Annotated in this window: 11 protein-coding genes; 1 reads left to right on the forward strand and 10 read right to left on the reverse strand. The window is 60.3% G+C overall.

The annotated features are described in order from the left end of the window. Positions 1-235: 235 nt before the first annotated feature. From drt3b to ACZIYR_RS04235, 9 genes are all read right to left on the reverse strand, one after another. A complete protein-coding gene (gene drt3b, locus ACZIYR_RS04195) occupies positions 236-2,314 on the reverse strand; it encodes an antiviral reverse transcriptase Drt3b (RefSeq protein WP_483528302.1) in 2,079 nt (692 codons plus the stop codon). Position 2,315: 1 nt separating this feature from the next. Beyond that, a complete protein-coding gene (gene drt3a, locus ACZIYR_RS04200; RefSeq protein ID WP_483528303.1) occupies positions 2,316-3,662 on the reverse strand; it encodes an antiviral reverse transcriptase Drt3a in 1,347 nt (448 codons plus the stop codon). A gap of 362 nt (positions 3,663-4,024) precedes the next feature. After that, the gene (locus ACZIYR_RS04205) at positions 4,025-5,911 is read right to left on the reverse strand and encodes a methyl-accepting chemotaxis protein (protein WP_483528304.1); all 1,887 of its coding nucleotides are present in this window, start codon (positions 5,909-5,911) and stop codon (positions 4,025-4,027) included. 274 nt (positions 5,912-6,185) lie between these two features. Next, the gene (locus ACZIYR_RS04210; protein WP_483528305.1) at positions 6,186-7,097 is read right to left on the reverse strand and encodes a bile acid:sodium symporter family protein; all 912 of its coding nucleotides are present in this window, start codon (positions 7,095-7,097) and stop codon (positions 6,186-6,188) included. Continuing rightward, on the reverse strand, positions 7,091-8,854 hold the full coding sequence (locus ACZIYR_RS04215) for an AMP-binding protein (protein WP_483528306.1): 1,764 nt from the start codon (positions 8,852-8,854) through the stop codon (positions 7,091-7,093). Before ACZIYR_RS04215 ends, ACZIYR_RS04210 begins: the two co-directional genes overlap by 7 nt. A 152-nt stretch (positions 8,855-9,006) precedes the next feature. Further along, entirely contained in the window at positions 9,007-10,737 is a 1,731-nt protein-coding gene (locus tag ACZIYR_RS04220; protein ID WP_483528307.1) for an ExeM/NucH family extracellular endonuclease, read from the reverse strand. Positions 10,738-10,778: 41 nt separating this feature from the next. Continuing rightward, positions 10,779-11,141 (reverse strand): AzlD domain-containing protein, encoded by a 363-nt coding sequence (locus tag ACZIYR_RS04225; protein ID WP_483528308.1) that lies wholly within the window; start codon positions 11,139-11,141, stop codon positions 10,779-10,781. After that, positions 11,134-11,865: an AzlC family ABC transporter permease gene (locus tag ACZIYR_RS04230; RefSeq protein WP_483528309.1), complete on the reverse strand. Its 732-nt coding sequence runs from the start codon at positions 11,863-11,865 to the stop codon at positions 11,134-11,136. Before ACZIYR_RS04230 ends, ACZIYR_RS04225 begins: the two co-directional genes overlap by 8 nt. Next, positions 11,862-12,392, reverse strand: coding sequence for a helix-turn-helix domain-containing protein (locus tag ACZIYR_RS04235; protein ID WP_483528310.1), 531 nt, complete (start codon positions 12,390-12,392; stop codon positions 11,862-11,864). The genes ACZIYR_RS04230 and ACZIYR_RS04235 overlap by 4 nt, the downstream gene beginning before the upstream one ends. A 205-nt stretch (positions 12,393-12,597) precedes the next feature. Here ACZIYR_RS04235 and ACZIYR_RS04240 point away from each other — a divergent pair, with 205 nt between their 5' ends. Further along, entirely contained in the window at positions 12,598-13,590 is a 993-nt protein-coding gene (locus ACZIYR_RS04240; RefSeq protein WP_483528311.1) for an OmpA family protein, read from the forward strand. Positions 13,591-13,644: 54 nt separating this feature from the next. On the opposite strand, the gene ACZIYR_RS04245 is transcribed toward ACZIYR_RS04240, so the two are convergent. After that, positions 13,645-16,134, reverse strand: a complete 2,490-nt coding sequence (locus tag ACZIYR_RS04245) for a hypothetical protein (RefSeq protein WP_483528312.1) — start codon at positions 16,132-16,134, stop codon at positions 13,645-13,647. Positions 16,135-16,192 lie beyond the last annotated feature (58 nt).

The raw sequence follows: 16,192 nt of genomic DNA on the forward strand, positions 1-16,192 counted from the left end.
TGGCGAGGAGGAGCTGGCGAGATGAGTAGCCAAGGACGTGATTTGCTCATCTAAACGGCAAAAAGTGGCTGCCCCCGATTTCTTCGGATATTCCATCCAGCTTTTGGAGAAGGATAGGCGGGTGGCTCATCCGGACCACCCTAGTCGCCGCTTCCGTGCATGGGACAGCAGCAACATCCACGCGAGTGTGTGAGCTGCCTACAGCCATTGACGGTTGGATGATGCATGGACTTTTCTAATATACTTCAAGACTCCTTTTTGCGTCAAGCTCCTTGCCAAAATCGAAATCAGTCCATTTCGTAAACCACTCTTTCCTGAGGTTTATCAGTGAGTCTTGTTCAGAAACAGATTTTATCCCATAGAGCTTTAAAATCTTTCTTTTTAGAGTTGTGCTTAAGTACGGGCAAGACAAGCTTTCAAAAAGGAGCATTGTCTTCTCTGTGTCCTTCGTCAAAGAGCTTTTGCTGTTTGTCATTTTTTCAAAAATATGGCTCTCAATACATGATTTGAGTTTTGTGTACCTTTTCTTGTCTTTCATGTAAAATAAAGCAACAGTAATAGAGAACAGGTTTAGTTCATTGTCGAGTGTGTAGCTGTTAGTGGATTCTTGCTTTTTTGCTCCGAAATAGGAAGCTAAAATCTCTTCTTCCACCCTGTAGTCTTTTCCTAGCTCGGAGAGGGCTGTCAATAAATATAGAGTCTCTACCTGAGTATGTCGATTGGACCTATTTTTTCCAGTGATGAAGTAAATGTTTTCAAAGATCTGCTTAAAAATTCCATTCATGTCATCTTGGGTGGCGTGCTTTGTCCTCAAGAAAGAGATGAATATATATAGTATTCTGATGAGTTTTACGCTTGTGTTAACTCTTGGGGATACTGAGTAAATAAAAAAAGTGAATTCAATTATTGAGCTGATAGCATAAGCCAAAGAACTTTTTGAGTTTTCCGTTTTTTCAATTTCGTAGTAATCTTCGATAATTTTTTTTGATTTGTTTTCAACAATTGCGAGCGAGTAGTTGAGGATGTCTTTATATTCAACTCCGCTGGACTTTATTATGGTCTTGAAGCCTGTTATCAATGGTGACGATTTAATAAAAATTTTTCCATGCTTGACTTTTAAATTCTCACCATTGCGAAAGATCTCTGATTCTTCGATTTTATATTTTAGTTTTTCGCTGAGAAGCTTTGATATTTGTTTTTTTGCTATCGTTATTTCAGTGATGATAGGCTTTTGATATATCTTTTCTTTCTCGGTATTAAGGTTGAGTTTGTACTGCTTTAAACTAGCTTGCAGTTGAGTGATGATTTTTTTGTATACTTCTTTGTCGTTGTAGAAGACAAAGTAGTCATCAACATAACGAAAAATCTCATAATGAGACTCATGGTGAATTTCTTGAGATTTAAGTTCCTCGTAGACATCGTTGTCTATATTTTGTAATATAATCTCAGCAAATACCCTTGAGACTTCTGGTCCTATAAGGATTCCATTTGTTTCTCCATAGTTCTCAGTTTGCAGAAGTTCATCGAAGGCATCAGGAAAACACCCTTTTAGTCCTCCTCCTTCAATTGCCCCTGCCATTACATCTTTAACAGTATTCTTCCCAAATATAGACCAAGCAATAGAATGAGTGTAAATACTGTCGAAGCATTTTGATATGTCGAGGCGAGCCATGTTGTTGTATTTTTTCTCGCACTGATGGTACCTGTTTGACTCAAAGAACTTGAAGATGTTGCTGTGTTTTTTGTAGACAAAAAAGGACTTAAGGCTTCTGTAGTCTTTATTTTCTTCCTCCACCTTTCCGACTGGTTCATCTTCATCATTTTGTCTGGGAAGCTTTGAGTTTTTATCCAGAAATATGCATTTTGCAATACTGGACGGTGCGCGAAGAGTGAATTTGCTTTTTTTGCAATGGTATATCATTAGGTGTTTGTAATTTTCGTAAAAATTCACTAGCTTGATTTGGTTCCGAGGGTGTGAGAATGAAAGAGTTCTGAGTTCGCCCTCCTTATGTGTAATTCCATAAGTGAATGGGATTGTAGTCATTGTTTTTTTATCAGGTTTAAAGCTGTGTGATTCCCCGCTCTTATAAGTGGTGGATTTCGGGTTGTAAACACCGAGAAGTATCTGTATGGCTAAGTGATAACCACTGCATCTAGGAATCCACTCAAAGGTTCCATTGTTATACTCAACAGAGTTTTCGACAAGGAAATCATAAAAGTGCCTATTGGAAAAAGTTAGTGGTATCTCATATGGCAGCACGTCAGATATGACGGCTCTCTCTTTTGTATGCGTCAGTTTTACCTTTTTTTTCATTTTAATGCTTCCATGCTTGTGTGATTTTTGCCAGGTCGCGAGCATTGAATTTTCTAAAGCTCTTTTTTGTAAACCCATCTCTAAAAGAGAGCTTTGAAAGCTTTCTCTGTAAGGTGGGGCATGTCAACTGGCCAGCATGGTTTCTTAGGTGGTGGTCAAGCTGATCCAAAAAAGAAAGATCGTCAATCCACTTGTTGGAGCTGTAGATTCCAATGAATGCACCTCCTTTGTTATTGGTAAGCTTTGTATTTCCTGTGAGAAGCCTAATGCGATCTATCAAGATCCTTCTGTCGGCGCTGGACCCATAGCTCTTTCGGTATTTGCTAAATGCATTGTCTATGCGAGTCTTATACTTTTTGGTCTTATTTTCACTGGCGCCAATTGTTAGCTTTTTTTCGCGGTGTTGAAGTTTGTATCCCAAGTAATCAAAGGTAAAGCCGGTGCCTTTTTTGAAGTTTATTGTCTTTGTTTTCTCTCGGCTTGCCTCGTTTAAGGAAAGTCCTATGTCTGACATGATATCAGCTATTTTTCTTTTTCTTTCTTCAGCGTCAATTGTGCTTGAGGGTGAAAAAATAACGACTATGTCATCAACATATCTAGCGTAATAGATTACACCGGGTAACGATTTTATCTTTTCGTCAGCATCACGCATGTAAAGCTCAGCTAGATAAGCGCTGATGCCAACCCCCCTTGGGATGCCTTTTGTGCTATGAGTGATGTCCTTATATCCTGTCATTACCTGCCCAATCATTTTCCTAGAAGCTAAAGATAGTTTTGGGTTGTTGTTTATTTTGTCTTTTAGTTTTTCTCTATCTATGCTCTCGTAGAAGCTGGAAATATCGGTTCTGACAATTTGCTTTGGGAAGTTGTCGTTAAGAGAAGACTTTAGTTGCGATATTATAATGTCTCGGCAAGCCTGTTTTACACCATATGTGGATTTTATGTTTTGTTGGACTTGTTTTTCGGAGAAAAATGATTCTAGATTATTTTTTACACGATAAGTTGTCTTGTCGTGGTGCGAGGATGTATGTTTCTCAATCTGGAGTTTAAATTTCTTGTTGTTGATGTTTTTAGATATTTCTTCTAGATGTGAGTTTATTGAGTTGTCACGGGCTTGGTCGTACGACCTAATGGAGTCCCGGGCTTTCTGAAGCCGAGATTGATATACCTCTTCTGAGTACTTTTCTTTTCTCTTCTTCAGTCTTTTTTTTACATTTCGCCATCTTTTTATGGCTAAAGACAGCTCTTCTATTTCAGAGGGGAAGCCTTTTTCTATATAATCTCCTTTTTGGTTTTCCTTGTCATAAATCTTTCGCAAATTGTGTGGAGTAAAAGATTGATTTAGCACAGGGTTAGCTCCCTTTTATTTTCAAAGTGTCTTGTTTTGTTGTGGTTTTATGTATGTGTTGATAGGGTTCGATTGATCTGGCGATGTCGTAGCTTGGGTATTAACTTTGTTTAAATATCATTAATCCTTGAATAAATATAGCATGTCGATAAGGTAGAAGAAAGGTGGTGGGACGGTGGGCAATCTGCCACCAAAGCTCGGCTTCACTTTGGTCGGTAAAGCAGGGAGGGTACCGGCGCTGGCCCCCTTGCTTCTACCGCGTGGTCCAAAGCGCTGCGGTTATTCTATGAATCCAGGGTCCAATGCTGGGTAAGATCAGACCTCCATGTCGCCGCCTTCGATCCTTCGTCGGTTTCGTAGGACTACGCCAGCGCCGGAATCCGCTGGCTTTCCCGTGGTTCGTCCTTGAGCGTGAAGCTGCCGACCAGCTCCGCGAGGCGGTCGGCCTGTTCGCGCAGTTGCTCGGCGGCGGCGGTGGACTCCTCCGCCAGCGAGGCGTTCTGCTGGGTCATGCGGTCGAGTTCGGCCACGGCGATATTGACCTGGCCGATGCCATCGCTCTGCTCGGTGGTGGCGTGGCTGATCTCCCCCAGCATGCCCGCCACGCGGTTCACCACCTCGACCAGGTCGTGCATGGCGCTGCCGGCGTCGCGCACCAGTCGGGTGCCGCCCCGGACCTTCTCGCCGGAGGCGTCGATCAGGCTGCGGATGTCCCGTGAGGCCTGGGCGCTGCGGGTGGCGAGCTGGCGAACCTCGTTCGCCACCACGGCGAAGCCCTTGCCGCTCTCGCCGGCGCGGGCCGCTTCCACCGAGGCGTTGAGCGCCAGCAGGTTGGTCTGGAAGGCGATGTCGTCCATGACCTTGATGATATCGCCGATCCGCTCGGCGGCGTGCTGGATCTCGCCCATGGTGGTCACTACCCGGGAGACGGTGTCGCCGGTGCCCTGGGCCAGCTCGGCGGCGGATTGCGAGAGCCGGTTGGCTTCGCCGGACGAGGCCGAGGTGTTTTCCACCGTGCCGGTGATCTGTTCCATCGAGGCCGAGGTCTGCTGCAGGCTGGAGGCCGCCTGGTCGGTGCGTCGCGCCATGTCCCGGCCGCCACTGGCGATCTCCTGGGCGGCGTGGCGCACGGCGTCGCTGCTGCTCCTGACCCGGGCCAGCACGTCATGCATCTTGTCGGCGAAAGCGTTGAACTGGATGGCGAGTTCGCTCGCTTCGTCCCGGCCCTGCACGGGGAGGCGCAGGGTCAGGTCGCCATCGCCGGCGGCGATCTCGCCCATGGCCTCCGCGGTGAGTCGAATGGGGCGGAACAGGGTGCGCAGCAGCAGGGCGAGGCTCGCCAGGCTCGCCAGCATGACCAGGGCCACGATCAGGATGACCAGCAGCACCGCCCGGTTGAGGTCGGCGAACAGTTCGCCGCGCGGTATCTGGGCGAAGACGACCCAGTCGGTGCCGGGCACGTCGATGGCCGCGACCAGTTGCTCGGCGCCCTGCGCGTCGGTGAGGGTGGCGTCCCGATAGCCCGTCCCCGCCAGCAGCTCGGCGGCCCGGGTCTCCCAGCCGGGCAGTTCCGCCACCGGCCGACCGGCCAGGGCGGCGCCGTCGGGGTGCACGCTGATCCGGCCGTCCCGGTTCGCCAGGAACACCATGCCGGATTCGCCGAGCCGGTAGTCGCCGATCGTCTCGGCCATGGCGTCCAGGGCATAGCCGACCCCGGCGATCCCCACCCGCTCGCCGTCCAGTTCGATCACGTGGTTGATAAAGACCTTCAGCTCGCCGCCTTCGGAATCGATATCCAGGGTGTACTCGGGGGCGTCGGCCCCCTCGACCAGGCGATAGAACCAGGCGTCCTGTTCCCGGTTCAGGGTGCGGGCGATGCCCTCGGCCGTGTAGTAGTTGCCGCTGAGCGCCGACACATAGAAGACGGTGTTGGCCCCGGTGCGCTGTTGGAGTCGCTCGAAGTAGCTGATGGCACGCTTGCTTTCCTCCCGCGACTCACCCTCGGCCAGCCACTCCTGCAGATAGCCGTTATGCGCCAGGCCCTGGGTCGTGGTGATCGGCCCGGTCAGGGTGGCGTCGATGTCATTGCGAATGCTTTCGAGGGTGGCCGGCAGTTCGGCGCCGGTGACCCGCTCGGTGATCAGGTCGCTGAACAGGTGATACTGAATGGCCGTCACCCCGCCGACGATCAGGATCATGCTCAGGCCGATGCCGATCAGCAGTTTCTTGGCAATCGTCAGGTGCTTCATTGTTATTCCCCTGGCTGGCGCACCCTCAGGACGGATGCGCTTGTGTTGACCGATTGGTCAATGCGCTATCGGCGGGTCAGGGGAAAACTGTAGGCATCGTGCTGATGGACCAGCGGCAATGGGAAATACGCCCTCTTGGCGCATGTTGCTGTCCTGGGGAAATGCTGGTGTCTGGCGAGTTGCCAAGTGGCCAGCGGGCCGCCCGCTGGCGGCCTCCGAGCCTCGGCAGGCCCTGCACCGGGGTTCCCGGCTCGGGCCTGCTTGATGCTTCGCCTCAGGCCCTGGCCGGTGCCGCGGCTTCCACCTTCGCCTGGTCGCGGGCCAGTTCCTCGCGCAGGCTGCGTGCCCGGTAGTAGAAGGTCACGAAGGTGGAGTTGATAACGATGAACAGCGAGTACATCACCGGGATCAGCAGCATCTGCTGCTGGGTCTCGCCGGTGAAGGAGAGGGTGATGATCAGCACCGCGAGCGGCCCGTTCTGGATGCCGGTCTCCAGCGACACGGTGCGGGCCTTGAGCGGGTTGAGGCGGGCGGCGCGGCTGAACCAGTAGCCGATCAGGAAGCCGCACAGGCCGAGGCCGATGGCGGCCAGGTAGACCTCGGCGCCGGTGGTCATCAACAGCTGCCAGTTGCGCGGCACCCAGGTGGCGATCAAGAAGACGATCACCACCACGCCGAGGATGCCGCCCAGCAGCTCGGTGCAGGCGCCGAGGTTGGCGTTGCGCCGGCGCAGCCACATGCCGAACAGGGTCGGCACCAGCAGCACCCCCAGCACCGCGACGATATTGCCCGAGGGGATCCGGAAGGCGGCGTCGATGCCGGTGGTGTAGAGGGCCAGCACCAGCGGCACCATGACCACCGCCAGCAGGGTCGAGCAGACCGTCATCAGGATGGAGAGGCCGAGCAGGCTCCTCGAGAAGTAGGCGAAGATATTGGAGGTGGTGCCGCCGGGCACGCAGCCCATCAGGATCAGGCTGACCGCCTGGATGGGGGGCAGTTGCAGGGCGCGGCCGATCAGGAAGGCGAGCAGCGGCATGAACAGGTACTGGGAGGCGAAGCCGATACCGATCGCCTGGGGATGGCGCATGGCGATGCGGAAGTCCTTGAAGGTCAGCGACGACCCCATGCCCAGCATGATCACGGCCATCATGATGGCCAGCAGCGTTTCCTCGAGTGGGCTCAGCATGCGGGGCTCCCGTCGGCGGCTTGTGGATGATCCTTGAGGTAGTCGGCGCGCAGGTCCTTGCGCAGCACCTTGCCGATGGGGCTCTTGGGCAGGTCGTCGACGAATTCGACCTGCCTGGGCACCTTGTAGCGGGCCAGGTGCTTCCGGCAGTGGGCCTTCACCGTCTCGGGGTCGAGCTCGCCGCGGGTGACGATATAGGCTCGCACCGCCTCGCCGCTATCGGCGTCGGGCACGCCGATCACTCCCACCTCTTGCACGGCGTCCAGCAGGGCGATGCAGTCTTCCACCTCGTTGGGATAGACGTTGAAGCCGCTGACCAGAATCAGGTCCTTCTTGCGGTCGACGATGCGCAGGTAGCCGTCCTCGTCCATGGCGGCCACGTCGCCGGTATGCAGCCAGCCGTCGCGCAGGGTCTCGGCGCTGGCCTCGGGCTGCTGCCAGTAGCCCTGCATCACCTGGGGCCCGCGGGCGGTAAGCTCCCCCGGCTCGCCCTGGGCCACCGGCGCGCCGCCCTCATCGACCAGGCGGACCTCGGTGCCCGGCACCGGGATGCCGATGCTGCCCGGCTTGCGGGTCCCCACCAGGGGGTTGAAGCTGATCACCGGCGAGCTCTCGGTGAGGCCGTAGCCCTCCACCAGCGGTGTGCCGGTGACTTTCTCCCAGCGTTCGGCCACGGCGGCATGCAGGGCCGTGCCGCCGGCCGCCGCGGCGCGCAGCCGGCGCGGCGGGTAGAGGGTGAACCACTCCTCGTTGAGCAGGGCATTGAAGAGGGTGTTGACCCCGCTGATCCAACTGATGGGGTAGTTCTCGATGGCCCGCTGCAGGTTCTGGATCGGCCGCGGGTTGGGCACCAGGACGTTGTGGGCGCCGTGCTTGAAGAAGGCGAGCAGGTTCACCGAGAAGGCGAAGATATGATAGAGCGGCAGGGCGGTGAGCACGCACTCCTCGCCGTCGCTGATGTGCGAGCCGGCCATGGCCTCGATCTGGGCCACGTTGGCGAGCAGGTTGCCGTGGCTGAGCATGGCGCCCTTGGCGACCCCGGTGGTGCCGCCGGTGTACTGCAGGGCGGCGAGGCTCTCCGGCCCCAGGTCGCGCCAGTAATCCTTCACCGTGACGCCCTGGCCCAGGCGACGCCCCTCGGCCAGCGCCTCGCCGAGGGCGGTGGCCTCGACGGGGCAGGGCGGGATCACCCGGTTCCAGTACTTGAGCACCGCTTTTACGACCTGGCGCACCACGGGGGGGAAGCCCTGGGCAAGGCTCGTTGTTACCACCTGGCGGATGGCGGTGTGGGGCAGCACCTCGGGCAGCTTGTCGACGAACAGATCGACGATCACCAGCGCCTCGGCGCCGCTGTCGCGGAACTGGTGGGTCATCTCCGAGGCGGTGTAGAGCGGGTTGGTGTTCACCAGCACGCAGCCCGCCTTGAGGATGCCGAAGACCACGATCGGGTAGCTCAGGCAGTTGGGGAGCTGTACCGCGACCCGGCTGCCCGGGGCGAGCTGGAGCCCCTCGCGCAGGTAGGCGGCGAAGGCGTCGGAGGCCTCGTCGACCTGGGAGTAGCTCAGGGCGCCATTCATGCCGTTGGGCATGCAACTGGTGAAGGCCCTTTGTGTGGCGAAGCGCTCGGCGTTGGCGCTGATCAGGGCGGCCAGGTTGGGGTGTTCCGGGGGCGGCAGCTCGGCCGGGATGGCGCCGTAGTGGCGCACCCAGGGGCGCTGGTTTTCGGGGAGTGCGGTGGCGTCCGACAGTGACTCCATGGGCGTCCTCGCTGGGGCGGAATTGTCCTTGTTCTCTCCTTATCTAACCGTAAATAGCCGCCATTGCACCCCTTTTCTCGGCATCTTGCGCACGTTCTTTCCACGCCCGCTCCTGTCCCTCTTCCTTTATCGCACTCGTCCGGCGCCCCGGGTTACCTCATCGCCTCCGGGGCGAGGTCCACCACGATCGGGTCATGATCCGAGGAACGGAAGGGATCGGGGCGGAAGTGGGGCGCCGCACTCTCCGGCCCGTCGTAGCCGAGGAAGTCGGGCTCGTCGGCATTGATGGGCCAGGGACGAACCGCCGCCACGGCCGCGGCCAGGTCGGGGCTGGCCAGGGCATGATCCAGGTAGCCCGACTCCCCCCGGAAGACATAGGAGTAACGGCGCTCCGGCGGCAGCTCCCGGGCCAGCAGGTCGACCAGGCCCGCCTCCGTGAGGGCGCGGATCGGGTCCTCGGCGCCGTAGGCGTTGAGGTCGCCGATCAGCAGCAGACGTTGATGCCCCTCGGCGGCGGCGAGGCGCTCGAGGAAGGCGGCCACGGCCCGGGCCTGGGCCAGCCGGCGTTCGTTCCAGCAGCCTTGGCCCTGGTCGATATCGCCCCGGGGTGGGCAGCCGGTCTTGGACTTGAAGTGGGCGGTCACCACGCCGAAGGACGCCCCGCCTTCTCGGTCGCGGAAGAAGGCCGCCAGGGGCGGGCGGTGGTGGGTGCGCTGGTTGTCGGCATAGAGCTCGCTCACGGCCTCCACCCGGTCCGGCCGGTAGATGATCGCCAGCTTGATGGCATCGGAGCCCCGGTCGGCGCTGCCGCCGACGGCGCGATAGCGCACCCCGGTGCGCTCGCCGAGCTGCTCGACCAGGTCGGCGAGGGCCGCCGGGTCGTTCTCCACCTCCACCAGGGCGAGGATATCGGCATTCAGGCCGGCCACCGCCGCGGCCAGCTTGGCCCGCTGGCGCTCCAGTTCCTCGGCATTGGCGGCCCCGCGTCGGCCCAAAGTGGTGAAGTAGTTCTCGACGTTGAAGGTGGCCACCCGCCGTTGCTGTCCCGGCGCCTCGAGGGGCCCCGGTCTCGGGTTGGCCTCCTCGAAGCGCGGCTCACGGGTCGGGTGAAGGCGGTAGGCGTCGAAGGCGTGGGTGAGCACGCCGGTAAGCCCCGCGACCCGGCTTCCCACGCGGCGAGTGCCTTCGTCGTTCAGGTAGGGAATGGGGCTAGGAAAGGCGCGGTAGCTGCCGTCGTCCAGCATCAGGACGGCGCGCTCCTGGTCCTCGCCGGGGGCGTTGGTGGGCCGGAAGAGGCGCTCGGTGGCAAGCGAGAGGCTGCCGTAGCGGGCGAGCTCATGGTTACCGGTGACGGTCAGGGCCCGGGGAAAGGTGACCAGCAGCTCCTCGTGGGCTTCCAGGGTCGCCGCGTCCAGAGGCCAGCTCAGGGCCTGCGGCTCGGGCAGCCGGTCGCGGTCACAGACCGCGATTCGCTCGACTCGCTGCAGCTGGGGGCGGCCGCGGTGCTCGCCGGTACGGGCGTGGAGCTGAACGTGCTTGCCCGGGCGGAGGTGCTCGGCGTCGCGCTCGGTGGCGCCTGGCATATAGACGAACAGGCCCACCGGGCCCTGCTCGGTGGCCTGCTGGAGGTAGAAGCCGTTCAGGTTGTCGCGGCCGAGGAAGGCGCCGGTCACCACGCCTTCGGTGACCACCGCCCGGCCCTCGGGCAGGGGCGAGGCGTTGCCGGTGCCCTTGATGGCGGCCAGGTCGGCGGTGGACGCCTCGGGACAGTCGGCCGCCGCCGGCGCGGTCGTCAGCAGCAGGGCCAGCAGCAGTGCCGCGCCGGCGGCCACGGGGTGGCGCCGGTGCCGGCCGAAGGGGCGGGGGGGAAACGTCTCGGTCATCCTGGCCTCCATGTCGGTGTTGTGACTCCTTGGCTGTCGCGTCAGCCTAGCACCGTCAGCTCCGCCAGGCTCGCCAGCACGACCACCGCGCCGTAGGCCGCCACGCCGGCGGCTATCGGCCAGCCGAGCGAGCGAAGCCGGTGCCAGACGAGCAGGGTGGCGAGCACCCCGAGGGCGGTGGCGAGCCAGGAGATGGCGTCGGTGGTTGTCGGCACCAGCGAGACGCCGAGTACCGCGGCGATCATCAGCGGGCCGAGGATGCCGAGCCACTGGGGCGTGGCCTCGAGGCCGTCGTCGCCGCCGAGCCGCGCCAGGCGGCGGCGCATCCACAGCAGCGGCAGCAGCCGCATCAGCAGGGTGCCCGCCGCCGAGACCAGCACCGCCAGCCAGAGGGCGTTACTCATGGCGTCCTCCTCTCGATGTCACATTGCACTTCACCAGATAAAAGCAGAGCGCGCCGCAAGCGGCGGCCAGGGGGATGGCGGCGTTGGTCAGCCCGGTGACGGCCAGCAGCAGGGCGATGGTGATGCTCACGCCCAGCGCCAGCGACCAGCGTCGACTGGTGAAGCGGGGGGCCAGCAGCACCAGGAACAGGGCCGGCAGGGCGAAGGGCATGATCTCGCCGAGCAGCGGCCAGCGCCGGGTCAGCTCCTCGCCGGCCACCGCGCCCAGTGCGGTGCCGCCGATCCAGCTGGCCCAGGCCAGTAGCGCGGCGCCGGTGAACCAGCCGAGGCGCTGCGACGCCGGCAGCTGCGGCAGCCGGGTGTGGGCCAGGGCAAAGACCTGATCGGTAAGGCCGTGCATCAGCCAGGGCCAGGCGCGGCTGGTCGTCAGCCAGGGCGCGATGTTGGGGGCGTAGACCACATGGCGGGCGTTGATCAGCAGCGTCATGATGACCACCAGCCACAGCGGCGACCCCGCGGCGACCATGCCGACGAACAGGAACTGCGAGGCGCCGGCATAGATCAGGGTGGAGATGAGCACCGCCTCCCAGGTGCTAAAACCGGCCTGTACGGCGATCAGCCCGAAGGAGATGGCCACCGGCACATAGCCGCCCAGCAGCGGGATGGCCTCGCGCAGGCCGGCAAGCCAGGGGCGCGAGAGGGCGTTGGTGGCCTGCAGGCTCATGGGCTGTCTCCCTCCCCGGTATAGATGACGGTCAGCAGCAGCGTGGCCCAGGCGTCATGGGTGCGATAGAGGTGTGGGCGGTCGGCAGGGAAGTTCAGGGTCTCGCCCGCCGCCAGCCGCGCGGTGTCGCCTTCCGGGCCGGCCTCTAGCCGGCCGCTGATCAGGGTCAGCGATTCCCGGGCGCCGGGGGTATGGGGCTCGGCGCGGCGAACGGTGTGAGGCGCGCAGCGCATCCAGTAGGCGTCCACCTGGGGGCTGTCCTTGCCCTGGTCGAGCAGCCGCACCTCCACCCCTTCTTCGCCCAGCGGCACGCTGATCGGTGCCACCAGGGTGCCGAAGGGTACGCCCAGTTGGACCGCCAGACGCCAGAGGGTGTCCAGGGTGGGGTTGCCGTTGCCCTGCTCGAGCCGTGAGAGGTTCGATTTGGCGATGCCGGCGGCGGCGGCCAGCTGAGAGAGCGACCAGCCCTGGGTCACACGGAGGGACTGCAGGTGCTGGCCGAGGGTGGCGAGTGAGCGCTTGTCCATGACGGGCCCTGTTGGCGTTCCATTTAACGAACGTTCTATTAAAGGAACGGCCGGCTGTCAATCCTTTTCCCCTTCATCGGCAGGGATCGACAGGGTGCCTCGGACTGCTAGTCTGGAGAGGCTGAACCCGCTCATACGCTTAACTCATCAAGGATGGACTATGTTGTTGACTCGCAGCACGATATCAGGACTGGCGCTTCTGGCGATGGCTGGTGCTCCCGCCCTTGCTCATGCTGAGCCCGACGAGTGGGGGGATCATCGTCTGGTACCGAGGATTGAGGGGAGCGAGCTGCTTTCCTACGAGTACGCTGAATTTGAAAGCGTCGAACTGACCTTTGGGCCTCGCGAAGATGGCGAGTATCCCGATGCACGCACTCTGGAAGGTGAGCATACCCAGCTGCTCTACCTGCTGCGCAGACCGGAGGTGAGCCCACTACAGGTCAAGCGCGCCTACCGCGAGGGGCTGGAGGATGCCGGCTTCGAGATCGAGTTTGCCGGCAGTGGCCGAGACGAGCTCGGTCGTCGCTTTCATCGCTTCGACACCTTCGACCGCAGCCGACCCAGCGGGACCAGCGTGCACGATTATGGCTGGTCGAGCAGTGAAAGTGACAGGCACTTCCTGGCCGCCCGCCATACTGAGGAAGCGGTTTTCGTGAATGCCTATATCCACGAGAATCGGCGTGATGGCGGCGAGCCCGTGCTGCGCGTCGATGTCGTGGAGAAGCCCGAGGAAGCCCCCGCTCTGGGTGTCGTGGCCCCTGAGCCTGCAGAACCGCCACAGGAGCGTGATGAGATAGTGGCCGCGCACGACGCTGAAGACCTGAGTGCTGCCGAGATAGAGGAGGGCATTGTTGCGGAAGGCAGAGTCGCGGTGCGGGATATCCTCTTTGAGTTCGACAGCGCCGAGATTATCGACGAGTCGGCCGATGCCCTGGCCACCATCGCCGAAGTGTTGGAGTCGAGCAGCGAGCTGGAGCTGGTCATTGTGGGCCACACCGATAACGTCGGCGACTTCGACTATAACCTTAGCCTCTCCATGGAGCGGGCTCAGTCGGTAGCCGATTGGCTCGAGGAGCGCCATGGCCTGGATGCCGACCGTCTGCAGCCCGCCGGTGCCGGCATGATGGCGCCGGTGGCCACCAACCGCACCGAGGAAGGCCGCGAGCAGAATCGGCGGGTCGAACTCGTGGAGCGCTGATCGCTCGTACCCCGGCGCCACGCTTGGCGTGGCGCCGAGGGGAAGGCAATCTGATCATGGGCGGGGGGACTGGTAGTGCTGGAGTCGTTCCCAGCGCGACCCGCCGCACCAGGCGACGTCGCCATCGAGATCCCAGTCAATGATCATCCCCTGACTGACGTCGTCCCGCTCGGGGTGCGGGACTCGCTGGTCGAAATCGGGTCGGAAGACCCCATCGACTCGGATGCGGATCGAGCCCAGGATCGGCTCGGCGGTGATGGCCTCCGCCATGGCCCACTGGCCGCTGCCGTCCACGGTGTTCACCACTTCGCGTCCAACCAGCATGGGGCCCTGAATACGCATACCGAGCTCCAGCGTGGGCGTTTCGGGATCAATGGGCACTCCGCTGACCTCAATCTGTGCCGGCACTGGCTGTGGGTTCCAGTTCGCGACAGGGATGTTGAGGCCCTGGTAGGGGCTGTCGTCGCCCGCCCACAGCAGGCGATAGCCGATCCGCTCAGGAAACTCCGCCCTGCCCGGCAGGTACTCATACATTACCGCGTCGTCGCGAACGTGGACGATGTCGAAGGCGCTTGGCAACTCACTGCCGCCGCCCTTCGCGGTCTCCAGTGCGAGCACTCCCTCCATGTGACCGAACGTGGCACGTTCAAAGGTGCCGGTCTCCCAGTCCACGCCCTGTAGGGTGATGCCCCGTGGAATGGGGTCGCCACCGAAGGCGGAGGTGCTTGGAGTGTCGAGGCTGCTCCAGGTGACCGCCTCCTGTCCTTCGAGCAGTCCGTCGACACGGATCTCGTAGTGGCAGCAGGCGCCGACCTGGAACGTCGTCTGGGCAGTCAGCGCTTCGTTCTCGACCGCGGTGGCGGTGACAGTGACGGGGCCGGGCTGACCGGGGGCGGTAAAGGTACCATCGGCATCGATGGTGCCGCGGTCGCTGCGCCAATCCACCTCGATGGGCCTGCCAAACAGTGCCGGATTATCGGCGGCAAACTGCCAGGAGTCACCGGGCTCGAGGCAAACGAGCTGTGCGCAGCCGTCTTCTTCAACGACAGTTATGGTGCCGAGAGGAATCTCGACATCGGGGCGCTGCACCGGGGCGATGGTCGGGCCACGAGTCATGGTCGAGGAGATGGAAAGGGTGACATCCACCTCACCGGGAGCTTCCGGTGCGGTGAAGGCTAGCCCATCCATCGACCCTGCCGAGGTGTCGATCTCGAAATTGCTCACACCATCGAGTGAGGCGCCGGACGCCCGGATCATTCTGGTCTCTCCCGGCTCCATGCACGCTGGCAGCTCGAAGTTCATGGCGCTCAGGGTTCCTTCGAGAGTCGCCTCTCGCACCTGCGTGGCAGCCGGCTCTGGCCCGGCATTGGTCACCCGTGTGAACGGCCCCTCATTGGTTTCCTCCAACGGCACGAGCCAGCGCTTGGTACCGTCGGCAATCACCTGATGCTCGTAGACTATGCTGATATGCCCCTCGGCATCCGCATCTGCAGGCTCAATCTCTAACTGGGCCACGGCGAGTCGGTCGCGTGGTTCGTCGGGGAGACCGCTGACCTCGATCGTTTCGATCAGCAAGGGACTGGCGGCATTCGAGCGGATGACCCGGTCAATGGAGAAGTTCTCAAAACTGCCGTAGGCGCCGGCATGCCAGGTCTCGCTTGGAACCGCGCCGTAGTAGCGGTCGCCCCTGGGCTGGTTGATCCGTGCGACGAATTCGGGGAAGGCACGGTCAAACACTTCGGAGCCCAACGATGGGTGATAGAGGTAGCTCATACCGTGATGGCCGTCATCCGATAGCTGGTGCATGAGTGATCGGATGTGGGCGATGTTGTGCTTCGCACCCAGCCTGTCGCCGACGAACAGAATATAGGGCGCCTTCTCATAGCCTTCGGCAACAGGGTGAGCGAGAAACGGCTCTTGCAGCTCGAGGCTTCGCTCGGTAGCCGCCAGGACATCGATCAAATCGCTATTGGGGAAAGCGAAGGCAATGCCGACGGCCTCGGCAATGGCCTCTTCGAGGTTGAAGACCTCCTGGGCGGGCCGCAAGCTTAGGGCTGGGCTGCGGGCGGAAGCCGTGTGATACCACTCATGCGCAAGCGTTTGCGATAATCTGTCATCAAGGGCGACGGTGCCAACTTCCAATGTCAAGCTGCCAATGTTCTCCACGCCGCCAACCAGGGCTCGGGTGCCGTCTTCGTCACGCGCGAAACCTTCTTGGAGCAAGACTTGGCGCTCGTTATTCCTTCTGAGCCGTAGGTTTGACGGGAACAGGCCGGTGTCATCGAACCATTCGCGGATCTCGAGCAGGGTCTCGCCGATGCGCGCGGCCTGTTCCCTGGCCCGGGCATACGTGGCGGCTGAGGTGTCGCAGTAATCTGCAGCTCTGATGTTGTCGCACCGCACGACAATATGGCCCTGTGTAGTGTCGCTGGAACGGCGCGTCTCGAGCTGGAGCTCCGGCGAGAGCCATAGCGGCTCGGCGCCGACAGGAGAGGCGAGTAGTGCGATAAGAGCAGTGATGGCATAGCGGTTTGGAGTTGGCATTGTCAGCGTTGTCCCTTTGAATCGTCTCCATTTTTCACGTCGCTTGCTGGCGGGATTG

The sequence above is a fragment of the Billgrantia sp. NRB1 genome (genome assembly GCF_056921725.1).